21 protein-coding genes and 1 tRNA gene are annotated in these 25,123 nt (G+C 71.8%); 13 read left to right on the top strand and 9 right to left on the bottom strand.

The features are described from left to right. Positions 1–207: 207 nt before the first annotated feature. Positions 208–453, top strand: a complete 246-nt coding sequence (locus OG898_RS16190) for a type II toxin-antitoxin system Phd/YefM family antitoxin (RefSeq protein ID WP_250737355.1) — start codon at positions 208–210, stop codon at positions 451–453. Beyond that, on the top strand, positions 450–818 hold the full coding sequence (locus OG898_RS16185; RefSeq protein ID WP_250737359.1) for a type II toxin-antitoxin system VapC family toxin: 369 nt from the start codon (positions 450–452) through the stop codon (positions 816–818). Before OG898_RS16190 ends, OG898_RS16185 begins: the two co-directional genes overlap by 4 nt. A gap of 72 nt (positions 819–890) precedes the next feature. On the opposite strand, the gene OG898_RS16180 is transcribed toward OG898_RS16185, so the two are convergent. Together OG898_RS16180 and OG898_RS16175 are read right to left on the bottom strand one after the other, a co-directional pair. Beyond that, positions 891–3,464: an ABC transporter permease gene (locus OG898_RS16180; protein ID WP_266957601.1), complete on the bottom strand. Its 2,574-nt coding sequence runs from the start codon at positions 3,462–3,464 to the stop codon at positions 891–893. Continuing rightward, positions 3,461–4,249, bottom strand: coding sequence for an ABC transporter ATP-binding protein (locus OG898_RS16175; protein WP_250737366.1), 789 nt, complete (start codon positions 4,247–4,249; stop codon positions 3,461–3,463). The genes OG898_RS16180 and OG898_RS16175 overlap by 4 nt, the downstream gene beginning before the upstream one ends. A 341-nt stretch (positions 4,250–4,590) precedes the next feature. Between OG898_RS16175 and OG898_RS16170 the strand changes: the two genes are divergently transcribed. Further along, positions 4,591–6,195: an MFS transporter gene (locus OG898_RS16170; protein ID WP_266957598.1), complete on the top strand. Its 1,605-nt coding sequence runs from the start codon at positions 4,591–4,593 to the stop codon at positions 6,193–6,195. A gap of 129 nt (positions 6,196–6,324) precedes the next feature. Continuing rightward, positions 6,325–7,194 carry a hypothetical protein gene (locus tag OG898_RS16165; protein ID WP_250737371.1) on the top strand — a complete coding sequence of 290 codons (870 nt, stop codon included), beginning with the start codon at positions 6,325–6,327 and terminating at the stop codon, positions 7,192–7,194. Between the two features lie 250 nt (positions 7,195–7,444). On the opposite strand, the gene OG898_RS16160 is transcribed toward OG898_RS16165, so the two are convergent. The 3 genes from OG898_RS16160 to OG898_RS16150 all read right to left on the bottom strand — a co-directional run bounded on the left by OG898_RS16160 (position 7,445) and on the right by OG898_RS16150 (position 12,096). Next, entirely contained in the window at positions 7,445–8,317 is an 873-nt protein-coding gene (locus tag OG898_RS16160; protein WP_250737374.1) for a DivIVA domain-containing protein, read from the bottom strand. 148 nt (positions 8,318–8,465) lie between these two features. Continuing rightward, a complete protein-coding gene (locus OG898_RS16155) occupies positions 8,466–11,027 on the bottom strand; it encodes an SUKH-4 family immunity protein (RefSeq protein ID WP_266957595.1) in 2,562 nt (853 codons plus the stop codon). Between the two features lie 7 nt (positions 11,028–11,034). Next, complete coding sequence (locus tag OG898_RS16150; protein WP_250737396.1) at positions 11,035–12,096, bottom strand: SMI1/KNR4 family protein; 1,062 nt, start codon at positions 12,094–12,096, stop codon at positions 11,035–11,037. 428 nt (positions 12,097–12,524) lie between these two features. Between OG898_RS16150 and OG898_RS16145 the strand changes: the two genes are divergently transcribed. Both OG898_RS16145 and OG898_RS16140 read left to right on the top strand, forming a co-directional pair. Further along, complete coding sequence (locus OG898_RS16145; protein ID WP_266960278.1) at positions 12,525–12,992, top strand: YwqJ-related putative deaminase; 468 nt, start codon at positions 12,525–12,527, stop codon at positions 12,990–12,992. A 5-nt stretch (positions 12,993–12,997) separates the two neighbouring features. After that, positions 12,998–13,507, top strand: a complete 510-nt coding sequence (locus OG898_RS16140; protein WP_250737410.1) for an SUKH-3 domain-containing protein — start codon at positions 12,998–13,000, stop codon at positions 13,505–13,507. Here the strand turns inward: OG898_RS16140 and OG898_RS16135 are convergent. The 3 genes from OG898_RS16135 to OG898_RS16125 are packed head-to-tail and all read right to left on the bottom strand — an operon-like array spanning position 13,504 to position 15,880. After that, positions 13,504–14,043, bottom strand: a complete 540-nt coding sequence (locus OG898_RS16135; RefSeq protein WP_250737412.1) for a hypothetical protein — start codon at positions 14,041–14,043, stop codon at positions 13,504–13,506. The two genes, OG898_RS16140 and OG898_RS16135, sit on opposite strands and share 4 nt — an antisense overlap. Positions 14,044–14,069: 26 nt before the next feature. Continuing rightward, positions 14,070–14,612, bottom strand: a complete 543-nt coding sequence (locus OG898_RS16130; RefSeq protein ID WP_266957590.1) for a ferredoxin — start codon at positions 14,610–14,612, stop codon at positions 14,070–14,072. A gap of 5 nt (positions 14,613–14,617) precedes the next feature. After that, positions 14,618–15,880 carry a sensor histidine kinase gene (locus tag OG898_RS16125; RefSeq protein WP_266957588.1) on the bottom strand — a complete coding sequence of 421 codons (1,263 nt, stop codon included), beginning with the start codon at positions 15,878–15,880 and terminating at the stop codon, positions 14,618–14,620. 154 nt (positions 15,881–16,034) lie between these two features. Between OG898_RS16125 and OG898_RS16120 the strand changes: the two genes are divergently transcribed. From OG898_RS16120 to pth, 5 genes are all read left to right on the top strand, one after another. Beyond that, positions 16,035–16,106: transfer RNA gene (locus OG898_RS16120), tRNA-Gln, on the top strand. Between the two features lie 107 nt (positions 16,107–16,213). Continuing rightward, complete coding sequence (gene glmU / locus OG898_RS16115; protein WP_266957586.1) at positions 16,214–17,659, top strand: bifunctional UDP-N-acetylglucosamine diphosphorylase/glucosamine-1-phosphate N-acetyltransferase GlmU; 1,446 nt, start codon at positions 16,214–16,216, stop codon at positions 17,657–17,659. A gap of 133 nt (positions 17,660–17,792) precedes the next feature. Then, positions 17,793–18,770: a ribose-phosphate diphosphokinase gene (locus OG898_RS16110; protein ID WP_112451977.1), complete on the top strand. Its 978-nt coding sequence runs from the start codon at positions 17,793–17,795 to the stop codon at positions 18,768–18,770. A gap of 194 nt (positions 18,771–18,964) precedes the next feature. Further along, positions 18,965–19,540 (top strand): 50S ribosomal protein L25/general stress protein Ctc, encoded by a 576-nt coding sequence (locus tag OG898_RS16105; RefSeq protein WP_250737437.1) that lies wholly within the window; start codon positions 18,965–18,967, stop codon positions 19,538–19,540. Between the two features lie 91 nt (positions 19,541–19,631). Then, positions 19,632–20,222 (top strand): aminoacyl-tRNA hydrolase, encoded by a 591-nt coding sequence (pth, locus tag OG898_RS16100; protein ID WP_250737445.1) that lies wholly within the window; start codon positions 19,632–19,634, stop codon positions 20,220–20,222. A gap of 73 nt (positions 20,223–20,295) precedes the next feature. On the opposite strand, the gene ppc is transcribed toward pth, so the two are convergent. Then, complete coding sequence (gene ppc / locus OG898_RS16095; RefSeq protein ID WP_266960276.1) at positions 20,296–22,989, bottom strand: phosphoenolpyruvate carboxylase; 2,694 nt, start codon at positions 22,987–22,989, stop codon at positions 20,296–20,298. Positions 22,990–23,466: 477 nt separating this feature from the next. On the opposite strand from ppc, the gene OG898_RS16090 reads away from it, so the two are divergent. Both OG898_RS16090 and OG898_RS16085 read left to right on the top strand, forming a co-directional pair. Further along, on the top strand, positions 23,467–24,447 hold the full coding sequence (locus OG898_RS16090) for a fatty acid desaturase (protein WP_250737447.1): 981 nt from the start codon (positions 23,467–23,469) through the stop codon (positions 24,445–24,447). Continuing rightward, on the top strand, positions 24,447–25,118 hold the full coding sequence (locus OG898_RS16085) for a TetR/AcrR family transcriptional regulator (RefSeq protein ID WP_250737780.1): 672 nt from the start codon (positions 24,447–24,449) through the stop codon (positions 25,116–25,118). The genes OG898_RS16090 and OG898_RS16085 overlap by 1 nt, the downstream gene beginning before the upstream one ends. The last annotated feature ends 5 nt before the right edge of the window (positions 25,119–25,123 follow it).

Here is a 25,123-nt window from a genome sequence, read left to right as displayed (position 1 = left end):
AGGTGCGGCGCGTCCCCGCGAGGCGGCAACGCGAAGGACCCGACACGTCGAACGGGCCGGGGGTTCCCACCCTACGACGCGGGTCCGACACCCGCGCGTGGGATTCGGGTCCCCGTGGGGGTGACGGAGCTGGCGCGGACTGGGCCGATCCGATTACGCTTAGCCCGGCACTTAGTCCACTCCTGCCCTCATGCCCTGGAGTACGCGATGGAAGCGGCCCGGCAGTACAACGTCCACGAGGCGAAGACCAACTTCTCCAAGATCCTGGAGACCGTCGCCACCGGCGAAGAAGTCATCATCAGCAAGGCCGGCGAGCCGGTCGCAAAGGTGATCCCGCTCGCGGGGAAGGTCATGCGGACCGATTACGGATCGCTGCGCGGCCTGGTCGAGATCGCCGACGACTTCGACGAGCTCCCCGACGGGTTCGCCGAGGCCTTCGGGGCCGACGCATGAGCATTCTGCTCGACACGCACGTCGTCCTGTGGTGGCTGGGCGGTGAGCTGTCCGAAGAAACACGGGATCTCCTGGCCCAGGAGCGGTACGTCTACATGAGCGCCGTGACCCCGTGGGAAATCTCCGTGAAGCAGGCCACGGGAAAGCTGAACAGTCCGGAAGACCTGGCGGTGCGCGCTCGGGACACGCAGTTCCTACCCCTGCCGATCACCGCGGAGCACGGCGTCCGGGCGGGGCGGCTGCCCGCCCATCACAAGGACCCCTTCGACCGGATACTGATCGCCCAGGCCCAGACGGAGGGACTCACCCTCGTCACCCGGGACAAGCACATCCCGCTCTACGACGTGCCCGTCATGAGCGTGTGAACGACCCCGGCCCCGCCCCACCCGAAGGGGTGAGGCGGGGCCGGGTTCTTCCCCCGTACGACCGGCCGGCGACTACTCGCTGGCGATCGCGTTCAGTACGTTCATCCGGCCCGCCCGGAAGGCGGGGACCAGGGCGGCCAGCAGGCCGACCAGGGCGGATCCGGCGAACACGCCGAGGATGGTGGGCCACGGGATCTCGAGGATCTTCATGCCCTCCAGTGCGAGGAGCTGGTGGGCGGTGGCGCCCCAGCCCATGCCCAGACCGAGGCCCAGCAGGGCGCCGAAGAGGGCGATGACCACGGACTCCAGGCGGATCATGCGGCGGAGCTGGCGGCGGGAGAGGCCGATGGCGCGCATCAGGCCGATCTCGCGGGTCCGCTCGACCACCGAGAGGGCCAGGGTGTTCACCACGCCCAGGACCGCGACGATGATCGCGAGGGCGAGGAGGGCGTAGACCACGTTCAGGAGCTGGCCGACCTGGTCCTTCAGCGCCTGCTTGTAGTCCGTCTGGTTGAGCACCTGGTACTGCGGGTACTCGGCCAGCGTCGACTTGACCGCCGCGTAGGCGGCGTCGTCCTGGCCGTCCTTCGCGGTGGCCAGCACCATGAAGGGCCGGGGCATCTTGTCGGCCGGCAGGTTCGCCTCGGCGACTGCGGTGCTGACGTACTTCATGCCCTTGTCGAGGTTGCCCTCGTCGCTGGTGATCGCCGCGACCTTGAGCTTGACGGTCTTGCCGCCGGTGAAGGCGACCGTCAGCTCGTCACCGAGCTTGACCTGGTGCTTGGTGGCGTATTCGGAGCCCACCGACATCGAGCCCGGCTTGTACGCGTCCGCGTGCTGGCCGGCGGTGGTCTTGCGGCGGACGTCCTGGGCGTACGTGGGGTCCTGGACCCCGATCCCGTCCTTCTCGGTGGTGCCGTCGGGAGCCGTGATCTTGGCGTCGATCTCCCGGTAGGCGGTGACGTGTGCCAGGCCCTGGGTCTTCCGCAGCGCTTCCTCGGCCTGCGGTACGACCGGCTGCCCGGTCTGGGACTGGACGATGAAGTCCGCGCCGACCGACTTGTCGAGCTCGTCGGTGGCCGAGGCCACCATCGAGGAGCCGACCACCGACAGGCAGGCGACCAGCGCGAGGCCGATCATCAGCGCGGCGGCGGTGGCACCGGTGCGGCGCGGGTTGCGCAGCGCGTTGCGCTCGGCGAGGCGGCCTATGGAGCCGAAGGGCCGCAGCACCGGCGCGGACAGGGCCCGGACCACGACGCTCGCGAGGAGCGGGCCGATCACGATGAACCCGATGAGGGTGAACAGCACGCCCAGACCCAGCCACTGGGCTCCGGTCCCGGCGGCGTCCGCGGTACCGGCGAGGTACAGGGCCGCGGCGCCGATGCCGGTGAGGCCCAGGCCCAGGGCGGCACGGATCCGGCCCGCCTTCTTGTCGCCGGGGGTGCCGGACTCGCGCAGGGCGGCCATCGGGGAGACCTTGCCGGCCCGGCGGGCCGGTATGAAGGCGGAGATGACGGTGACGACGACGCCGAGGACGATGCCGATGACCGGGGTGGTCCAGGCGATGGTCAGGTCCTCGGTGGACAGGCTCATCCCGAGCTGGCTCATGAGCTGCATCAGGCCGACGGCCAGTCCGATGCCGGCGGCGACGCCGAGGATCGAGCCGACCACGCCGAGCAGCAGTGCCTCGATGACCACCGACTTGAGGACCTGGCCGCTGTCGGCGCCGATGGCCCGCATCAGGCCGATCTCCCGGGTGCGCTGGGCGACCAGCATCGAGAAGGTGTTGAAGATCAGGAAGATCCCGACGAGGAAGGCGATCGCGGCGAAGCCGAGCATCACCCACTTCATGATGTCGAGGAAGTCCATGTTCTTCTTGTTGGCGTCCGCGGCTTCCTTCGCGGTCTGCAGCTTGTAGGTGTCGGCGCCGAGGGCGGAAGCGACGTTCTGCTTGAGCTGGGCGTCGCTCACCCCGTCCTTGGCGGTGACGTTCACGTGGGTGAAGGCGTCCGGGGCGCCGAGCAGCTTCTGCTGCGAAGTGGCGGTGTCGAAGTAGACGACGGTCGCGCCCGGGTTGGTCACGGTGAAGGCGGCGATGCCGGTGATCTTGGAGCGGATGTCGCCGGTGACGGTGATGGTGCGGATGTCGTCACCGAGCTTGAGGTGGTGCTTCTTCGCCGTGTCGCTGTCGATCATCACATCGGTGGGGCCGCGCGGGGCCTGCCCCTCGATGATCTTCATCGACTTCAGCTCGTTCTCGGTCCAGTTGCCCGCGAAGGTCGGGGCTCCGGTGGTCGAGCCGAGGTTCTCGTTCTTGGAGTTGACGACGGTGACCGCCATCGAGGCGACACCGCCCTCGGCGGACTTCACGCCCTCGGCCTTCTTCACCTGCTCGACGACCGAGCCGGCCAGCGCCTGCGGCTTGCCGGTGTCGGGGGTCTCCCCGGTGTCCTCGGCCTCCTTCGGCGTGACCGTGACATTGGAGTTGGTGACGGCGAACAGCTTGTCGAAGGTGGTGTTCATGGTGTCCGTGAACACCAGCGTCCCGCAGACGAAGGCGACGGAGAGCAGGACGGCCACGGCGGAGAGCGCCATGCGTCCCTTGTGCGCGAAGAAGTTGCGCCGCGCGGTCTTCATGACGGTCATGACGTCCGCCCACGGGCGTCGAAGTCCTTCATGCGGTCCAGGACCTGGTCGGCGGTGGGCGTGTACATCTCGTCCACGATCCGGCCGTCCGCGAGGAAGATGACGCGGTCCGCGTAGGAGGCGGCGACCGGGTCGTGGGTGACCATGACGATGGTCTGGCCCAGCTCGTTCACCGAACGGCGCAGGAAGCCGAGCACCTCCGCGCCGGCCCGGGAGTCGAGGTTTCCGGTGGGCTCGTCGCCGAAGATGATCTGGGGCCGGGAGGCCAGGGCGCGGGCGACCGCCACGCGCTGCTGCTGGCCGCCGGAGAGCTCGGTCGGGCGGTGCTTGAGGCGGCCCGCCAGACCCACGGTCTCCACGACCCGGTTCAGCCACTCCGCGTCGGCCTTGCGGCCGGCGATGTCCATGGGGAGCGTGATGTTCTCCAGGGCGTTGAGCGTCGGCAGCAGGTTGAAGGCCTGGAAGATGAAGCCGATCCGGTCGCGGCGGAGCTGCGTGAGCTTCTTGTCCTTCAGGCCGGTGATCTCGGTGTCGTCCAGGAAGATCTGGCCGCTCGTGACCGTGTCCAGACCGGCCAGGCAGTGCATGAGCGTGGACTTGCCGGAGCCCGAGGGCCCCATGATCGCGGTGAACTGGCCGCGGTGGATGTCCACGTCCACCGCGTCGAGGGCGACGACCCGCGTCTCGCCGGAGCCGTAGGCCTTGACGACCTTCCGTGCCCGCGCCGCGACGGCCTCATGCCCTCCAGTACCCCCGTGCCTGGTTTCGGTCATAGCCGTTGTCACGGTGTTTCCCCTCGTTCTTGCTGCGTCTGGTCGTCGGTCCGTGCGCTGTGATGCGCTTCATTCGAAGTCTGTCGGGAGGGGTGCCGCGGCGCGCTGGTGCCAATCGCCGTATCCATAGGGGTGCTAGCCCTACCCCCCGGACTCCCGCCCTGTAGTAACCAGTTAAGGACGCCCGCGGCCTTTCCTCCTCCTCCCCCGGGACGAAGCGTCCCTGGACCCTTATGAGGACCAACCCCTAGGGGATCTCGCCCGTTGGGACGAGGCCCCCTCGGGGGATACCACCCCGTAATGCCGCAGTGAGATGGTGTCCGCGCAGGTAAGCACGGGGTGAAGGGTTTTTCATGGGCTCAGGGGAGAGCACGGGCGCGAGTACCGACGACAGTGCCGGTGGCATACCCGAGGACGACCGGGGCAGATCCGGAGGCCAAGCCTCCGCCAAGGCGGCTTCCCCGCCCGGGCGGCCCCGCAAGGCCGTCGTCGCCGCCCTGATGCTGACCATGGGCCTCGTCGCCCTCGACGGCGCCATCGTCGCCACCGCCGTCCCGCAGATCGTCGGCGACCTCGGCGGCTTCGCCGTCTTCTCCTGGATCTTCTCCGGCTACATCCTGGCCGGAACGGTCACCCTGCCCGTCTACGGCAAGCTCTCCGACACCTACGGCCGCAAGCCCGTCCTGCTCCTGGGCATCAGCCTCTTCCTGATCGGCTCCCTGCTGTGCGCGGCCGCCTGGAACATGGCCGCCCTCATCGCCTTCCGGATCCTCCAGGGCCTGGGCGGCGGCGCCCTGCAGGGCACCGTGCAGACCCTGGCCGCCGATCTGTACCCGCTCAAGGACCGGCCGCGCATCCAGTCCCGGATGTCCGTGGTCTGGGCCGGATCGGCGCTGGCCGGCCCCGCGCTCGGCGGGCTGATCGCCACGTACACCGACTGGCGCTGGATCTTCCTGCTCAACCTGCCGCTGGCCGCCGCCGCGCTGTGGATCATCAGCCGCCACCTGGTCGAGCCCACCCGGCCCCCCGGCCGCACCGGCCCCGTCGACTGGCCGGGAGCCGTGGCCGTCTTCGCCTGCGGGGGGCTGCTGCTCTTCGCGCTGGTCCAGGGCGGGGTCGCCTGGCCCTGGCTGTCGGCGCCCTCGCTGGTCCTGTTCGGAGCCGCCGCGGCACTGGGCGTGCTCGTCGTCTGGATCGAACGCCGGGCCGAACAGCCCATCCTGCCCGGCTGGGTGTGGCGCCGGCGCACCATCGCCGCCGTCAACCTGGCCATGGGCGGGCTCGGCCTGCTGATGGTCGCCCCGATGCTGTTCATGCCGACGTACGCGCAGTCCGTCCTGGGCCTCGGCCCCACCGGCGCCGGCCTGGTCGCCTCCGCGATGACCCTGAGCTGGCCGATCAGCGCCGCCCTCGCGCAGCACGTCTACCGGCGCATCGGCTTCCGCAACACCGCCGCCACCGGGGTCGGGCTGGCCGCCCTGGTCCTCGGCTCCTTCGCCGTGCTCCCCTACCCCGCCCCGGCCTGGCAGCCGGTGCTGATCATGCTGCTGCTGGGCGCGGCCCTCGGCCTCTTCCAGCTCCCGCTGATCGTGGGGGTCCAGTCCACGGTGGGCTGGGAGGAGCGCGGAACCACGACGGCCTCCGTGCTGTTCTGCCGCAACGTCGGGCAGAGCGTCGGAGCGGCGCTGCTGGGGGCCGTCGCCAACGCCACCATCGCCTCCCGGCTGTCGCAGGCCCCGGTGCCCGGGCTCCCCTCGAACCTGGACGAGGTGTCCAGGGCCCTGAGCCACCCCGGCCTCCTTCCCCCGGAGGCCGCCGAGTACCTGCGCCGGGCGGTGGCCGCCGCCGGGGACCACATCTTCCTCGGCGCGAGCCTCGCGGCGGCCGCGTCGGCGCTGGTGCTGCTGCTGGTGGCGCCGCGCCGGTTCCCGGTGCTGCCGGAGCAGCGGGAGGGGTGAGGGCGGCGGTGCGGGCGGGCCCGGCCGGGATGGCGCGAAGTCGATGCCGCGGAGGGGCCGGGAACTTGTCATGCTCGGGCTGAGTCGGTAACCCTCTGCGGAGACGCCGCACTTCCGGGGGGACCACACATGACGTCCGCGCTCTTCGCACTCGCCTTACTCGCCGCCCTGGCGGGCCCGATCGTCCTGCGCCTGCTCCGCCACCCCGGCTTCGTCACCGGCCGCGACGGGCGCCTCTCCACCTCGACCACGCTCGCCCTGGCCTGGACGGTGATCCTGGTCTGGCTGCTCCTGGCGACCCTCGGCTACGGACTCACCGCGGGCGGCGGCGTCGACTGGTTCCAGGGCCCCGAGGGACCCCTGTCCTCCCTGACGACCGTCTACCTCCCGCTGCTCGGAGGCCCGTACGCCGCCCTCATCGCGGCGAAGGCGGTGGTCGGCATGCGGGTGGAGCGGGGCTCCATGGCCAAACCGGCGCCGAAGGGCACGGAGCGGCGCCCGGTGCACGACCTGATCGCGAACGACGGCGGGCGGACCGACCTCGTCGACCTGCAGTACGTCGCCCTGAGCGCGGTCACGATGCTGTACGTGGTGGCGTTCTTCCTGACGGACGTGGGCGGCGGGCTGCCGAAGCTGCCGGCGGAGATGTGGGCGCTGACCGGGGCGCCGGCCGGGGCGTACCTCCTGAACAAGGTGGCGGTGCGGGGGAATCCCGTGATCACGAGGGTGTCCCTGACGGACGGTCTCCTGACGGTCGAGGGCGGCGGCTTCGGGGACAACCCGCGGGTCGAGGTGGACGGCAGCGCCCTCCCGACGACCGTCACCCCGTCCGGAGCCCTGACCGCGGCCCTCCCCGCGACGGCGCCGCCCGCCTTCACGGTGGTGGTCACCTCCCACGGCCTCCGCAGCGACCCGGCGCCGTACGCCCCGTCGTCCGACCAGCCGTCCCCCGCGCTGCCCGAGCAGCCGTCCGCCCCGCTGTCCGAGCACCCGTCCTGACGGGTCCGCTGCGCGGGGCGGAGTTCCCCCACCCGCCCTTCGCCCGTTCCCCGGGCTGCGCCCGGACCCCTCCTGGGGCTCCGCCCCGGACCCCGGTCCTCAAACGCCGGACGGCTGGATGTGGCCGGCCTCGCAGTCCACCTGGGCGCACGTACTGGCCTACGCCGGCCAGATCCAGCCCCTCCTGCGTTTGAGGAGCAGGGGTCCGGGGACTGGTCCCCGGCAGCGGCGGCGCGCGGATCCGGCCGGGTCAGCCCTCGGCCGGGGCGCGGCCCGTCAGGGCGGCCAGGCTGGAGCGGACGTGGTTCATGTGGGCCCGCATCTCGTCCTGGGACTCCCCGTGCTCCCGAAGGATCCGCTCCGTCTCCCGCCCGACCCGCTCCTCCCGCACCCGCGCCTCCGCGATCAGCTCCGCCGCCTTCGCCTCCGCGTCCTCCTGGCCGTGCCGGGCGGTCTCCTGGGCCTGCGCGAACGCCCGCTTCGCCTCCGCCAGCCGGGACTCCGCGTACCGCTCCAGCTCCGCGTGCCGGGACGCCAGTTCCGCCTCCCGCGCCGCCAGCTCCCGCTCCGCCGCGTCCCGGCGCTCCGCGTGTTCCTGCTCGCGCTCCGCGAGCAGGGCGTCCGCCCTGCGGGCCGTGTCCGCCAGCACCGCCTGCGCCTCCGCCCGCCAGGCCGCCGCGTCGTCCCGCGCCTCGGTCCGCACGTCGTCCGCCTCGCGGCCCGCCCGCAGCAGTGCCTGCCGGGCCCTGACCTCGGTCTGCTCGCGCACCGCCTCCGCGTCGCCGCGCGCCAGCTCCGCCACCCGGTCGGCGTGCGCCTCGGCGGCGGCCGCCGCCGCCAGCGCGTCCGCCCGCGCGTCGCCCCGTAGGGTCTCGGACTCCTCCTCGGCCAGCAGCAGGATCCGGCGGGCGCGCTCGCCGAGCTCCTCGTACGTCTGCGGGGCCAGTCCGGAGACCTCCACGCGCAGCCGCTCCGCCTCCGCCTCCATCTGCTTGGCCAGCACGGTCAGCCGGGCCACCCGCTCCCAGGCCTCGTCCCGGCTCCCCGACAGCCGGGCGAGGTACCGGTCCACCTCTTCCGCCCGGTAGCCACGGACGCGCACGGTGGTAAAGGGTGCACTCATCCTGGAAGCGCCTCTCTCGCGGGGGTTCCTGCCAAGGATGCGTCATTTGCTCACAGAAGCCCGAATGGCCGGGCCGAGACCCTGTTCGAGGGTCTCGACCCGGCCATCCGGATCGGCGGAGGATCCGCGCGAGATCAGCAGGAACCGGTCAGAGGAGCCCGTCCCACATCTGCTCCAGCAGCACCGACCACCAGTTCTCCGGCGACGCGAGCGCGGCACTGTCCAGCCCTGCCAGGTTCGCCTGGAAGTCGACGGTCCAGCGGCCCGCCTGCTCCGGCGTCAGATGCTGGCGCAGCCGCCACATGTGACCCAGCATCGCCAGGGACCGTACGAACTGCGGCAGCGAGGAGTTCACGAACTGCGGGGGCACCGGCGCCCCGCCCGGACCGCTCTCCACCGGGACCGCCACGATGTGCGCGGTTCCGTACTGCACGCACAGCGCCTTGCCGAAGTCGCTGCCCACCACCAGGTACGAGCCCGCGTCCGAGGCGGGCTGCACCTGCCGCTGCGCCGCCAGTTCGGCCAGCGTCGGCAGCGGGGCACCCGGTACGGCCTGGGCCCAGAAGAACGGCCCGAAATCGACCGGCAGTCCGGACCACATCAGCGTCTGCGCCACGATCTCCGGCACGCCCTGCCGGGACACGGCGCGCTGCTCGAAGCGGAACACCCCCTGCGGCCCGAACGCCCCCGCCAGCTCCTGCGCGATCGCGTCCAGCGGGATCGCCGGCTGCAAGGGCACCTGCGGCAGCGGTGCGCGCACCGGCGCGGGGCGCGCCGGTCCGTCCGCCACCTGGTGCAGTTCGCCCTGGTGGGTCAGCAGGTGCCGCATGCCCTGCTGCCGGCCCGCGTGGTCCGTCCCGTACGGGGCCACGCTGGTGATGCGGACCTGCGGCCAGGTCTCGCGGATCATCCGCGCGCAGTAGCCGCCGGGCAGCTCGCACGAGGCCAGCTCGGTGTGCAGCTCCAGCACCTGCTGCGGAGGCACGTTCATCGCCCGCAGCTCGTACAGGATCTGCCACTCCGGGTGCGGGGTGCCGGGCGCGGAACGGCGGATGAGCTGCTGCTCGGAGCCGTCGGGCGCGCGGTAGCGCAGCACGGCCTGGTAGCCGGGGCCGACCGTGGGGACCCCGGGGGCGGAGGCCTGCGGCGCGGGTGCCTGCGGCGCGTGTACGGGTGACTGCGGCGCGGGACCGGGAGGCGCGGGCGGCTGCCCGCCGCCCGGAACACCGGGACGACCGGGCGGACCCGGCTGCTGCGGCCCGCCGGGACCGGCCAGCATCGTGGCGGCGTACGCGTCTCCGCGCCCGCCCGAAGCCCCGGGAACCCCCGGCGGACCGGGAGGCGCGGGCTGTCCCGTCACGGCCGGACCCGCCAGCATCGTCGCGGCATGGTCCAGCCCGCCGCCGGGCACACCGGGGGGACCGGGCGGCGCGGGCGGCTGCCCGGCACCCGGGACACCGGGAGGACCGGGCGGACCCGGCTGCTGCGGCCCACCGGGACCGGCCAGCATCGTGGCGGCGTACGCGTCTCCGCGCCCGCCCGAAGCCCCGGGAACCCCCGGCGGACCGGGAGGCGCGGGCTGCCCGGTCACGGCCGGACCCGCCAGCATCGTCGCGGCATGGTCCAGCCCGCCGCCGGGCACACCGGGCGCACCCGGAGCTCCGGGCGGGCCGGGCGGACCCGGCTGCTGCGGTCCGCCCGGGGCGGCCAGCATCGTGGCGGCGTACGAAGGCGACTCCGCGCCGCCGCCCGGCGTACCGGGCGGACCCGGCGGGGTCACGGGCGCGGGGGCCCCGGGCCGGTTGACCCGGGCCTTGCTCGTCGGCGCGTCGGCGATGTCCCCGCCGGACACCGAACCGGAACCGGACCCGGACGACGGGCCCTGACCGGACGACGGACCCTGACCGGACGCCTGGCCCCGCCCCGACCCCGACTCCGGGTCCAGCGCGGGCACGACGGCGGTCTTCGGCAGTTCACTGCCCCTGGGCATCAGGGTCGTGCGCGCCTCCGGGCCCGGCCCCGACGGCGCCGGGGCGTCGTCCAGGTCCGACCCGGACAGCGGCGGCGCGAACACCGTCGCCGGCAGCGGTACGGACACGGAGTCCGCACCGGGGTTCACGTCGGTCCCGGCCCAGGGCGTGGCCCCGGTCGGGACCGCGGCGGGCACCCCGTCGTTGGCGGTCGGCTCGTAGGGGACCTCTCCCCCGCGCCGCAGCGGCACGGGCTCCGGACCCGGCTCCGCAGAGCCCGCCCCGGAAGCGGTCGGAGCCGCCTGCCCGACCGGCGCCGAAGGGGCCGCCGGAGCCACCGGGGTCGCGGAAGCAGCCGGAGCCGCCGGGATCCCCGCCCGGTCCGCCGCCTCCTGGAGCCACTCGGGCGGACTCAGCATGAACGAGGTCTGTTCCGAGTCGATGCGCGGCACCGGCACCGAAGCCTCGGCCTGGGCTGCCGACGCCCCGTACTCCTCCTCGTAGCGGCGGATCACCTCACCCACCGGCAGGCCGGGCCAGAGCGTCACCTCCCCGCTGTCCCGTGCGATGACGAGCCGCTGCCGGCCGCCCCCGGACACCGGGCCCGCGGGGCGGTCCTCCGCCCACACCACGAAACCGAGTCCGAACTCCCGTACGCGCACCTCGCGGTGCTGGTACGCGGGCACGTCCCCGTTGATCCATTCCTCGGCGCGCTCCTGCGCCTGCGCAAACGTCACCATCGCGCCGTCACCCCTCCACCGGTGCCGTTGCCGACCCGGCACCCGGAACCGAACGCTCCGCCGAACCCGCACTCGAACCCGGACCCGAGCCCTGCCCCGTCACGGGAACCGAGCGCGCGAATCCGCCGTCCACCATCAGACCGGCCACCGTTTCCAGTTCCGGCGGATTGCCCGCCAGGCGTTCCAGGAAGGCGTCGAAATCCGTACCGCACGGCAGCAGCAACCGCTCCACGCGTTCCTGCACCGACCAGCCGTCCTGGTCGCGCGCATCGTCGTATGGCGAGAACCAGACCGAGCCGACGGCTTCCCCGCGCACCTTCACCGCGAGGAGCCCGCCCTGGGCGAAGGCCACGCACAGGTAGTCCTTCGTCAGGTGGTCCCGCAGGCACTTGTTGACGTAGACGAGGTCGTTGACCGCCGCCTCCTCGCGCACCGTGAAGAACGGCTGGTCCACCAGCAGTCCCAGCTCCACGTCGAGCCCCGTGCCCACCGGCGCGCAGCCGCCCGCCGCCTTCAGGAAGGAGCGGTACGCCTCCGGGAGCCGGTAGCCGAGGTCCTCCTCGACGCCCTGGACCTGCTGCTCGGACACCGAGACCACCGTCTTGGGCAGTCCCAGGTGCACCGGGCGCACTTCCTGCAACGGCCGCGTCCCGCGCTTGCCGTGGTCCACCGCCGCCGTCGCCAGACCGGCGTGGTGCCTCAGCAGGCACTTCACCTCGACGGGGACCAGCTCCATCCGGCGCGTGCCGGACACGTGGTGCCAGGTCCATCCATGCGGGGTCGACACCGGGCCGACCGTGTCCCACAGTTCGTGGCCCGTCGCCCGCATGGCCGCGTTCGCGGACACGCAGTCGGTCAGGCGCAGCTCGTCCACGCCGAAGCCCTCCGGCGGTTCGGCGATCTCGACGGCCGCGCGCGCGTACGGCGCGAGGTCGGGATGTCCGTTCGCGTCGATGCGGACTCCGTGGGGATGGCGCGCGGCCCGGACGGGGTCCGGGAAATGCACGACCTGCCCCGAGTAAGCGGCGTTGGGTGGCGCGGCCTGATGCCCGAGCCGACCTGTCGTCATGGCGGTAGCCCCCTGCTGGATCTGGCTGGTTCACCACAGCCTATGTGCTCCGGCGAGGACGTCACCCGCACGTGTGCGGGGACCCCGCGGGACGGCCGGGAAGATCCGAATTGATACGAATATTCGACCCCGCTTCCACAGGCGAGGAGACATTTGACAGGCTGTCCCCACAGCACGGGGGCGTGCGCGACAGCGGTCAGCACCGCGGCCACGGGAGGGAAAGCGCAACCATGCAGAACACGGCAACACGTACAGGAGCGGCCGACGCCCACTCAGGAGGCGCGGGAGCCCCGGGATCCGCGGACCCCGCAGGCCCTGCCGGAACCGGCGGCCCTGCCGGATCCGGCGGCCCCGCCGGAACCGGCGGCCCGGCGGCCGTCCCGGCGCAGCCCGGCACCGCGGCCGACCAGGGTGCGGGCGATCCCCGCCTGCGCTGGGGCGGCGGCGGGGACGGCCGTCCCGCCGTGCCCACGCTGCGCTTCCGCCGGGACGGGATCCTGCCCACCGTGGCCGCCGCCCTGTCCGTACGCGGCGAAACCCTCACCGGCACCGCCGGCAAGGCCGACCAGCCGCCCGTACTGCACGCCCTCGTACAGGATTTCCTCGACACCCTCACGAGCGGCCAGCGCGAACGTTTCACCGGCCGGTGTCCGGAGGCGATCCTGCTCTCCCGCCACCTCGCCACCGTGGAGGGCGCCCGCAGCAAGCGCGCCTCGCGCAAGCCCCTCACCCCCAGCGAGGCCCGCCGCTCGCTGAAGCACTCCAAGATCACCGCCCGCCGCATCCGCGAGGACGGCGACCCGCTCCACGGCAGCTACGCACCTCCCTGCCGCTCCTGCGAGGCCCTCCTCGCCCACTTCGGCGTACGCCCCGTCGACCTCTCCCACCCCGAGTAGCCGCCATGACCACCGCTTCCGCTTCGTACGCCCGCTCCTCGGCGACCCGTTTCCCCGTCGCCGTGGACTCCGCCCTGCGCACCGCAGGCTGGGAGCCGGGCCGCTGGGACATCAAGCAGGCCGAGTACTGGGCCGACGCCCTGCGCGACCACACCACCCCCGCCGGGCACCGGCACACCGTCTTCCCGGCCGCCGTCGAGGCCTGGGCGGAGTTCGGGAACCTCACCCTCACCGCCCCGGGCCCCGGCCGCCAGATCGCGCCCACCTCGATCCGCATGGACCCCCTCACGGGCCTGCACCTCGCCCGGACCTTCGCGGACCTCGGGCGCGCCCTCTCCACGCAGCTCTGCCCGCTGGGCGTCGAGGCCGACGGAACCTCGCACCTCGCCCTCGACCGCGAGGGCCGCGTCTACTGCGTGGACCACACCGGCGACTGGTACCTCGGTGCGAGCCTCGACGAGGCCCTCACCCTCCTCCTGACCGGCCTCCAGCCGACCCGTCTGACGACGGGCTAGTCCAGCGCGGGGAGCCGCTCCCCCTCCACGGGGTAGCGGCCCTCCTCCAGCCGGAAGAGGTACGCCCGCAGATCATCGGCGAGCCCGTCCTTCAGGTACGCACGGAACTCCAGGGCCCCCGCCGCGGCGTCGCGGTCGGCGGGGTGGACGCTGTTCATGTACTCCGCCAGCGTGAGCGCCAGGTGCTCCTCGACCCGGCCCCGCCCGGCCCACCACCGGCGCACCGTCTCCGGGGTCCACCAGCGGTCCCCGTCGTACGCGTACTCCTGGAAGGGCTCCTCGTCCGCGGCGTTCACCACGTCGCGCACCTCTTCCGGGCTCCGCGGCTGCCGGAACACGTACTCGAGGGTGCCTTCGGTGCTCGCCGCGTACATCACGTTGCCGGGCGCGTTCAGCCGCCCGGTCCAGCACGTGTCGGTCTCGCCCGTGTAGAAGGGCCCCGGCACGTTCAGCCAGAGCCGCTTCTCCCATCGCCCCTGGAACAGCTTCCGGTCCTCGTCCGTCAGCTCCGCCACCGGATCCCAGCCCACCGTCATCCCCACTTCCCCCCTGTCGCCCCGCGTCACAGCTGCGGGAGCCGCTCCCCGGCCTCCGGGTACCGGCCTTCCTCCAGCCGGAAAAGATACGCCCGCAGATCATCGGCGAGGGCGCCCGCCAGGTATGTGCGGTAATCCCGCACTCCGAGCGCCGCGTCCAGGTTCTGCTCATCGGAGTGCTTCCGGAACTCGGCCAGCGCCGCCGACAGATCCTCCTCGACCCGCCCCCGGCCGGCCCACCACTCCCGCACCAGGTCCGGCGTCCACCGCTCGTCCCCGTCGCACGCGTACCCACCCGTCACCTCGGCGCCGGCGGCCCGGGCCAGCGCCCGCACCTGCGCCGGGTTCCGCGGCTGGCGGAACACGTACTCGGTGAACCACGCGCCCTCGTACAGCACGTTGTCGGGCGCCTCGATCCGCCCGGTCCAGCAGTTGTCGTTGTCCCGCGTGTAGAAGGGCCCCGGCACGTTCGTCCAGAGCCGCTCCTCCCAGTACGGACGGCGCGCACCGTACAGCCCGAAGAACCCCCGCTCCTCGTCCGTCAGCTCCGCCACCGGATCCCAGGCCATCCCCGCTACCCCCGTCCGCTCGGCAGGACCGCCGAGACCTTGAAGCCGCCTTCGTCCGTCGGGCCGGACACGAACACCCCGCCCAGGCCGAGCACCCGCTCGCGCATGCCGACCAGGCCGTTCCCGCCGCTCGGCAGCCCCGGCTCGGCCGCCTTGCCGTCGCAGGGGCCGTTCTCCACCTGCATGGCCACCTCGCCCTCCCGGTGCGCCAGCCGTACGACGACGCGTGCGCCCGGAGCGTGCTTGTGGCAGTTGGTCAGCGCCTCCTGCACCACGCGGTAGGCGGTCTGCTCCACCTCCGCCACGTACGCGGAGCACTCGCCGCGCACGTCGAGCTCCACGATCATCCCGGCCGCCCGCGACTGGCCGACCAGCACCTCCAGCTCGGCCAGCGTCGGCCCGTCGTCGAAGCTCCCCACCAGCGCCACCGGCGCCGTCACGGCCGCCGGCTTCGGCGCCTCCGCCCGCAGCACGCCGAGCATCTCGCGCAGCTCCGTCAGCGCCTGCCGTCCCATGTCCCCGACCAGCGCGGCGTTCTTCGCCGCCTTCGCCGGGTCCTTGGCCGCGATCGCCTGGAGCGCCGCCGCGTGCACCACCATGAGCGACACCCGGTGCGCCACGACGTCGTGCATCTCCCGCGCGATCCGGGTCCGCTCCTCCGTACGGGCCCACTCGGCCCGTTCCTCCGCCCGGTCCGCGAGCAGCGACAGCTCCCGCTCCAGCGAGTCCGCCCGCTCCTGCAGGCTCTCCATCAGCCGTCTGCGGGCCGCCGTGTACAGCCCGAACAGCACCGGCGGCACGGTCAGCGCCACCGCGACGAACACGGACAGGGTGATGACGAGCGTGAGGGTGACCTCCGGGTCGGCCCGGGTCCGTACGTACATCACCACGAAGGTCGCGGCCAGCGACATCGACGCCAGGGTCGCGGTGATCCGCCGGGGCACCTCGGAGGCGGCCAGCGTGTACAGCCCGACCACCCCGAGCAGGAAGCCCATGGCCGCCGGCGACACGGCGATGCCGACGAGCACCACCACGATCGGCCAGCGCTGCCGCAGCACGAGCACGGACCCGATCAGCAACCCGAACAGCACCCCGGCGAAGACCGGGATCCCGGCCTCGCGGGCGAACCCGACGCCCTCCACCCCGCACTCGACGGCCGAGACCGCGGCGAGCCCCACGTCCAACACGGCCGACCTGCGCCGCTCCCACCACAAGGGCCCGTCCCGCCCGGCCCCCGCCCTTCCCTGCTCTTCCCCCGTACTGGTCATGCGGTCCAGCCTACGCAGCGGCCCCGGTCCGGAGGCGACCGGAAATCCCGCTGAAGGGCTCGGATTTGTACCGTCGCATTCAGGGCGCCTGGTGCGGCATAGTAGGTCCCGTCGGCTCGACCACCAGGGCTTAATGTCTGGTTTAGTCGATTAATCCCCTGTGGTGTAATTGGCAGCACTGAGGCTTTTGGTGCCTTATGTTCGGGTTCGAGTCCTGACAGGGGAGCCCACGGTCCGGGTCCTGACTTCGCAGTCGGGACCCACCCTCGTTTAGGGCCTTAAACCCACCGGTATCCTTCACGGGTCCACCACCCGAAGCCGAAGGGCACACCCGTGAGCGCCAACCGCCCGGCAGCCGTCGTCGTACTCGCAGCGGGTGAAGGCACCCGCATGAAGTCGGCCACACCCAAGGTTCTGCACGAGATCAGCGGGCGCTCGCTCGTCGGTCACGTCGTCGCCGCCTCCCGCGAGCTGGACCCCACCCACCTCGTCGTCGTCGTCGGCCACGCCCGCGAGCAGGTCATCGCGCACCTGGCCACGATCGACGCCGACGTCCGCACCGCGGTCCAGTACGAGCAGAACGGCACCGGGCACGCCGTCCGGATGGCCCTCGAAGAGCTCGGCGACCGGCCGGCCGGCACCGTGGTCGTCGTCTGCGGCGACACCCCGCTGCTGACCGGCGAGACCCTGGCCGCACTGACGGCCACGCACGAGGCCGACGGCAACGCCGTCACCGTGCTGACCGCCGAGGTGCCCGACTCCACCGGCTACGGCCGGATCATCCGCGGCACCGACGGGGCGGTCACCGCCATCGTCGAGCACAAGGACGCGACCGACGCCCAGCGCGCCATCCGCGAGATCAACTCCGGGGTCTTCGCCTTCGACGGCGCCCTCCTCGCGGACGCCCTCGGCAAGGTCCGCACCGACAACAGCCAGGGCGAGGAGTACCTCACCGACGTGCTCGGCATCCTGCGCGAGGCCGGCCACCGCGTCGGCGCGGCCGTGGGCGCCGACCACCGGCAGATCCTCGGGATCAACAACCGGGTCCAGCTCGCCGAGGCCCGCGCCCTGCTGAACGCCCGCCTGCTGGAGCGCGCCATGCTCGCCGGCGTGACGATCGTCGACCCGGCGAGCACGCTCGTCGACGTGACGGTGACTTTCGGCCAGGACGCGATCGTGCACCCCGGCACCCAGCTGCTCGGCACCACGCACATCGCCGAGCAGGCCGAGGTCGGCCCCAACACCCGCCTGAAGGACACGCACGTCGGTGCGGGCGCCCGGGTGGACAACACCGTGGCGGAATCCGCCGTCGTCGGCGCCTCGGCGAGCGTCGGCCCCTTCGCCTACCTGCGTCCGGGCACCAACCTGGGCGCGAAGGCCAAGGCCGGTACGTACGTGGAGATGAAGAACGCCACGATCGGCGAGGGCACCAAGGTCCCGCACCTGTCCTACGTCGGCGACGCGACGATCGGCGAGTACACGAACATCGGCGCCGCCAGCGTGTTCGTGAACTACGACGGTGAGCACAAGCACCACACCACCGTCGGCTCACACTGCAAGACGGGCTCGGACAACATGTTTGTGGCTCCCGTCACCATCGGGGACGGCGCCTACACGGCCGCCGGCTCCGTGATCACGAAGGACGTGCCGCCCGGCGCCCTGGCCGTGGCCCGTGGCCAGCAGCGGAATATCGAGGGCTGGGTGGCCCGCAAGCGTCCGGGAAGTGCCGCCGCAACGGCGGCTCAGTCGGCGGTCCACGAGGACTCCGACGAACGCTGAGGTGAACTGACCGGAAACGGCTACGCCCGAGACGGCGTACCGTGATAGGTGAACGCAATTCGGCTGGCTCACCGTGTGCGGGACGGACGCACATGGGGGCGAGCAGCTTTCCCACGTCTGAGGAGACAGTGCTGTGACCGGGATCAAGACGACCGGCGAGAAGAAGCTGATGCTCTTCTCCGGCCGCGCCCACCCCGAGCTGGCCGAGGAGGTCGCGCACCAGCTCGGTGTCGGCCTCGTGCCGACCAAGGCTTTCGACTTCGCGAACGGCGAGATCTACGTCCGCTTCCAGGAGTCGGCGCGTGGCGCGGACTGCTTCCTGATCCAGAGCCACACGGCTCCGATCAACAAGTGGATCATGGAGCAGCTGATCATGATCGACGCGCTCAAGCGCGCGTCGGCACGCTCCATCACCGTGATCGTCCCGTCCTACGGGTACGCCCGCCAGGACAAGAAGCACAAGGGCCGCGAGCCGATCTCGGCCCGCCTGGTCGCCGACCTGCTGAAGACCGCGGGTGCCGACCGCATCCTCACGGTCGATCTGCACACCGACCAGATCCAGGGCTTCTTCGACGGCCCGGTCGACCACCTTTCGGCCCTGTCGGTCCTCGCGGACTACGTCGGCGCCAAGGTCGACCGCTCCAAGCTGACGATCGTCTCCCCGGACGCCGGCCGCGTACGCGTCGCCGACCGCTGGTGCGACCGTCTGGACGCCCCGCTGGCGATCGTGCACAAGCGCCGCGACAAGGACGTCGCCAACCAGGTGACCGTCCACGAGGTCGTCGGTGAGGTCAAGGGCCGCGTCTGCGTCCTGGTCGACGACATGATCGACACGGGTGGCACCATCTGCGCCGCCGCCGACGCGCTCTTCGCGCACGGCGCCGAGGACGTCATCGTGACGGCCACGCACGGCATCCTGTCGGGCCCGGCCGCCGACCGCCTGAAGAACTCCAAGGTCAGCGAGTTCGTGTTCACGAACACCCTGCCGGACCCGTCCGACCTGGAGCTCGACAAGATCACGGTGCTGTCCATCGCCCCGATGATCGCCCGCGCCGTGCGCGAGGTCTTCGAGGACGGCTCGGTCACCAGCCTGTTCGAAGAGCAGCAGTAAGCACCTCCGCTGTGCGTTAGATCATTTTTGGGTACGGCCTCCCCGCCGGGTACACTCCTTGAGTTGCTCGGCGAGGGAGGCCGTACCTGTTTTCGGACGGGTAGGGATGCTCCGTTATCGACGCGCTCTTCGTAGCAGGCCGTGTTCCGGCCGGGTGACTGTCGTCCATTTCCGTCACCCCACGAGGAGTGAGCATGTCCGAGATCAAGCTTTCCGCGAAGGTCCGCGAGAACTTCGGCAAGGGTTCCGCCCGTCAGGCCCGTCGTGACGCCCTGACCCCCGCGGTCATCTACGGCCACGGCACCGACCCGAAGCACGTCAACGTGGACGCCCACGCGCTCCAGCTGGCGCTGCGCACCCCGAACGTCCTGATCTCCCTGGACATCGCGGGCGCCGGCACCGAGCTGGTCATCCCGAAGGCCGTTCAGAAGCACCCGCTGAAGCGTTCGATCTCCCACGTCGACTTCCTGATCGTCAAGAAGGGCGAGAAGGTCACCGTCGACGTCGCGATCGTCACCGAGGGCGAGCTGGCCCCGGGCGGCAACATGCTGGAGACCCTCCAGAACACCATCTCCGTCGAGGCCGAGGCCACGCACATCCCGACCGAGGTCACCGTCTCGATCGCGGGCCTGGAGGCCGGTGCCACCATCACCGCCTCCGACCTGGTCCTCCCGGCCGGCACCACCCTGGCCGTCGACGGCGACATCGCCGTTCTGCAGGTCATCGGCGCGGGCGCCGAGGAGCCGGCCGCCGAGAGCACCGAGGCCTGAGCCTCACCGCTCACCTTCAGCACTTGCTGAACGACCGCCGTCCGGCTCCACTGGAGCGGGACGGCGGTCGTCTTCGTATAAGGAGCTTTTGATGTCGGACGACGCGGCGCCCTGGCTGATCGTGGGTCTCGGGAACCCGGGTGCGGAGTACGCGGGCAACCGCCACAACATCGGTTTCATGGTCGCCGACCTGCTGGCGGAGCGGATGCGCGGCAAGTTCAAGGCGCACAAGGCCCGCGCCCAGGTGGTCGAGGGCCGGATGGGCCCGCCGGGACCGCTGAACCGGCGCGTGGTGCTGGCCAAGCCCATGTCGTTCATGAACCTCTCAGGCGGCCCGGTGACGGCGCTGCGCGACTTCTACAAGGTGCCCCTGGACCGGATCGTCGCCGTCCACGACGAGCTGGACATCGACTACCCGACGCTGCGGCTGAAGCTCGGCGGCGGGGACAACGGCCACAACGGGCTGAAGTCGATGACCAAGGCGATGGGGCCGGACTACCACCGCGTGCGCTGCGGCATCGGCCGGCCCCCGGGCCGGATGCAGGTCGCGGACTTCGTCCTGAAGGACTTCTCCTCCACGGAGCGCAAGGAGCTGGACTGGTTCGTCGACCGTTCGGCGGATGCCGTGGAGTGCCTGATCCAGGAGGGCCTGGAGCGCGCGCAGTCCACGTACAACAGTTAAGGCGGCGTACGACGGAGCCCCCGTCACCGGATCGATCCGGTGACGGGGGCTCCGTCGTACGCCGTACGAAACCTCAGCCGGTGTTGCGCAGGCCGGCCGCGACGCCGTTGACGGTGAGGAGCAGGGCCCGGGACAGGATCGGGTCCGCCTCCTCGCCGCGCTCGGCGGCCGCCCGCTGGCGGGCCAGCAGGGAGACCTGGAGGTAGGAGATCGGGTCCAGGTAGGCGTCGCGGACCGAGAAGGTCTGCTGGAGGACCGGGTTGGAGTCGAGGAGCTTCTCGCCCCCGGTGATCCGCAGGACCTCGCGGACGGTGAGCTCGTGCTCGGCCTCGATGCGGGCGAAGACGTGCTTGAGCTCGTCGGGCACCAGGGTGTCGACGTAGTGGCGGGCGATCCGCAGGTCCGTCTTGGCCAGCGTCATCTCGACGTTGGACAGGAAGTTGCGGAAGAAGTGCCAGCGCTCGCCCATCTCGGCCAGCGCGTCGCCCTGGCCGGCCTCGCGCAGGGCCTTCAGGCCCGAGCCGACCCCGTACCAGCCCGGGACGATCTGGCGGGACTGGGTCCAGCCGAAGACCCACGGGATGGCGCGCAGGCCGTCGAGGCCGGCGCCGGAGTCGGGACGGCGCGAGGGGCGCGAGCCCAGGTGCAGGTCGGCGAGCTGGTCCACGGGGGTGGCGGCGAAGAAGTACGCCGGCAGGTCCGGGTCCTCGACGAGCTCGCGGTACGCGGTGTGCGCGGCCTCGGAGACGGTGTCCATGGCGGCGTCCCAGCGGGCCAGGTCCTCGTCGGACTGCCGGGGCGAGGTGTGCAGGGCGGAGGCCTGGAGGGTGGCCGCGACGGTCAGCTCCAGGTTCTCGCGGGCCAGCGAGGGGACGAGGTACTTGTCGGAGATGACCTCGCCCTGCTCGGTGACCTTGATCTCGCCCTCCAGGGTGCCCCAGGGCTGCGCGAGGATCGCGTCGTGCGAGGGGCCGCCGCCGCGGCCGACGGTGCCGCCGCGGCCGTGGAAGAGGCGCAGGCGCACGCCGTAGCGGTGGGCCACGTCGCGCAGCCGGCGCTGGGCGCGGTGGATCTCCCACTGGGAAGTGGTGATGCCGCCGAACTTGGAGGAGTCGGAGTAGCCGAGCATGACCTCCTGGACGTCGCCGCGCAGCGAGACGAGGCGCCGGTAGGAGGGGTCCGCGAGCATCTCGTCGAGGATGACGTCGGCGGCCTTGAGCTCGTCGGTGGTCTCCAGGAGCGGCACGATGCCGATCTTGGCCCAGCCGCCGTGCAGGTCGATGAGTCCGGCTTCGCGGGCGAGGACGGCCGCGGCGAAGACGTCGTCGGCGCCCTGGCACATCGAGATGATGTAGGACTCGATGACCTCGGGGCCGAACTTCTCGAAGGCGTCCTTGATCGCGCCGAACACGCCGAGCGTCTTCTGGCCGGCCGCGTCGAGCGGGGCCGGGGTGGGCGCCAGCGGGCGCCGCGAGCGGAGCTCCTTGGCCAGGAGGCGGCCGCGGTAGTCGCGGGGCATGTCCGCGTAGCGCCAGGACTCCTCGCCGAGCCGGTCGAAGAGCTGGCCCAGCGCGTGGTGGTGGGCGTCCGCGTGCTCGCGCACGTCCATCGTGGCGAGCTGGAGGCCGAAGGCGGCCAGCGTGCGGATGGTGCGGTCCATGCGGCCGTCGGCGAAGAGCGCGCCGCGGTGCTCGCGCAGCGAGGTCTGGATGAGGGTGAGGTCGGTGAGCAGCTCGGCGGTGCCGAGGTAGTCGCGGCCTTCCTCGTGCGGGATGCCCTTGGCGAGGCGCTCGCGGGTGTTGAGGAGCTTCTGCCGGATGCAGGTGGCCTTGAGGCGGTACGGCTCCTCGGCGTTCAGCCGCTTGTAGCGCGGGCTGATCTCGGGGAGGCGCTCCAGGTCGGCCTGGAGGGAGGTGAGGAGTTCCTCGGTGGCACCGGTGTAGCGGATGGAGTTCGACAGCAGTCCGCGCAGGAAGTCGATGAGTTCCAGGGCGTCGGTGATGCCGTGCTCGTGCTGGAGGATCAGCACGTCCCGGGTCACGTCGGGGGTGACGTTGGGGTTGCCGTCGCGGTCGCCGCCGATCCAGGTGCCGAAGGTGAGCGGGCGGGTGCCGGCCGGGATCTCGATGCCGACGCGCTGGAGTTCGGCGGCGAGGTCCTCCAGGACGTCGCCGACGGCGCCGGCGTGCAGCTCGTCGAGGTAGTAGATCGCGTTGCGGGCCTCGTCGGCGGGCTCGGGGCGGACCACGCGCAGTTCGTCGGTCTGCCAGACGAGGTCGATGTTCTCCGCGAGGCGCAGGTCGTGGCGGCGGCGCTCGCCGGCGCCCGAGACGGGCTCCTCCAGGAGGGCCGCGATGCGGCGCAGCTTGTTCAGGACGCTGCGGCGGGCCGCCTCGGTCGGGTGCGCGGTGAAGACGGGGCGGACGTTGAGGTTCTTGACCGTCTCGCGCAGGTGCTCGGGGTCCGCGTCCTTGAGCATGTCTGCGGTGCGGGCCAGCAGGCCCCCCTCGGCGGCGCGGTGGGCGCGCAGCTCCTTGCCGCGGTGCACCTGCTCGGTGACGTTGGCGAGGTGGAAGTACGTGGAGAAGGCGCGCACCAGCTTGGCGGCGGTCTCCAGGTCGGTGTCGCCGAGCAGCTCGGCGGCGGCTTCGCCGTCCGTGCGGGTAAGGGCGCGCACCTTTTCGACGAGGTCGAGGAGGTCCTGGCCCTCCTGGCGTACGAGGGTCTCGCCGAGGAGGTCGCCGAGGCGGCGGATGTCCGCGCGCAGCTCTGCGTTGGCCGCGCCGGCGGGGGTCGTCGCCGGGGCGGTGGTCGAGTGGGCCTGGTCGGCACTGCTCACAGGTGCGGCTCCTTGCAGTGTTTCGAGCGCTACTGGGAGGTGGGCCCCGGATACGCGCGGTGGTGCCTGCCCGGACCTGGGTCCGGCGGAGCCACCGCTCCTGATGCGCAGCTCGGGCTGCCCGTGCGGACCGCGCTGTCCGACGACACCAGGATAGGTGGCCCGTACCGGTGACCAGGTCCCTGTGTCACCAGGCGGGACGACCGCCCTGCGACTCGGGCCGATCGGCCCCCGCCCGGCGCCGCGGGACACGGTGCGCGGGCCCGCGCACACCGGCACCGGGCGCGCTCCTCTTGCCGCGAGGAGCACCTTTGCCATACTTACGTTGCCGTAGGTTACGCACCCGTAGGGATGTGTGGCCGGGCGGCGCGCCTGCCGACTCCCTCACCCTCAGGGGACACACCTATGACCATCAGTCCCGACGTGATCGAGGACGCCTCGGCGTCTTCCGGCGCGTCCGTGCCGTCCGCGACCCTCGGCGGTGAGAACAAGCGGTCCGTGGAGCAGATCGCGCTGCTGCTGTTCATCACCGTCCCCTTCCTCGCCCTGCTCGTCGCGGTTCCGCTGGCGTGGGGCTGGGGGGTGAGCTGGCTGGACGTGGGCCTGATGGTCTTCATGTACTTCCTCGCCTGCCACGGCATCACCATCGGCTTCCACCGCTACTTCACGCACGGTTCCTTCAAGGCGAAGCGGCCGCTGCGCATCGCCCTGGCGGTCATGGGCTCGATGGCGGTCGAGGGCCCCCTGGTGCGCTGGGTGGCCGACCACCGCAAGCACCACAAGTACTCCGACCACGAGGGCGACCCGCATTCGCCGTGGCGCTTCGGCGAGACGCTGCCGGCCCTGATGAAGGGCCTGTGGTGGGCGCACATCGGGTGGCTCTTCGACGAGGAGCAGACCGACCAGCAGAAGTACGCCCCGGACCTGATCAAGGACCCGGCGATCCGTCGCATCTCGCGCGACTTCATCTTCTGGACGATGTTCTCGCTGGCGCTGCCGCCGCTGGTGGGCGGTCTGGTGACGATGTCCTGGTGGGGCGCCTTCACGGCGTTCTTCTGGGGCTCCCTGGTCCGGGTCGCGCTGCTGCACCACGTGACCTGGTCGATCAACTCGATCTGCCACGCGGTGGGCAAGCGCCCGTTCAAGTCCCGCGACCGCTCCGGCAACGTGTGGTGGCTGGCGGTGCTGTCCTGCGGCGAGTCCTGGCACAACCTGCACCACGCCGACCCGACCTCGGCCCGGCACGGCGTGCTGCGCGGCCAGGTCGACTCCAGTGCGCGCCTGATCCGCTGGTTCGAACAGCTGGGCTGGGCGTCCGACGTCCGCTGGCCGTCCGAGGCCCGCATCGACGCCCGGCGCAAGGAAGAAGTGTCGAACGCGGCATGATGGGGGGCGTGGGAAACGACGGCAGCAGTTCCAGCAGCGAGAAGCCCAGGCGCAGCCGCCGGGTCCGGATGACGGGCGCCGAACGGCGTCAGCAACTGCTGGACATCGGCCGCACCCTGTTCGCCGAGAAGGGGTTCGAGGGCACGTCGGTGGAGGAGATCGCGGCGAAGGCCGGAGTCTCCAAGCCGGTGGTCTACGAGCACTTCGGCGGCAAGGAGGGCCTCTACGCGGTCGTCGTGGACCGCGAGATGCGCCAGCTGCTGGACGGGGTGACGGGCGCGCTGACGGCCGGGCACCCGCGGGAGCTCCTGGAGCAGGCGGCCTTCGCGCTGCTGGACTACATCGAGAACTACACGGACGGTTTCCGGATCCTGGTCCGGGACTCCCCCGTGGCCCAGTCGACGGGCACCTTCGCCTCGCTGATCAGCGATATCGCCACGCAGGTCGAGGACATCCTGGGTCTTGAGTTCAAGGCCCGCGGCTTCGACCCGAAGCTGGCACCGCTGTACGCGCAGGCGCTGGTCGGCATGGTCGCGCTGACCGGGCAGTGGTGGCTGGAGACGCGCCAGCCTAAGAAGGCCGAGGTGGCGGCGCACCTGGTGAACCTGTCCTGGCACGGACTGGAGAACCTGGAGGCGAAGCCGCGGCTGGTGGGCCACCGCAAGAAGTGAGCCCC

This window comes from Streptomyces sp. NBC_00193, assembly GCF_026342735.1.
GTDB classification, from domain to species: domain Bacteria; phylum Actinomycetota; class Actinomycetes; order Streptomycetales; family Streptomycetaceae; genus Streptomyces; species Streptomyces stoeckheimensis.
The sequence above is the reverse complement of the archived record's forward strand: the minus strand, read 5'-3'. Positions and strand labels throughout refer to the sequence as shown.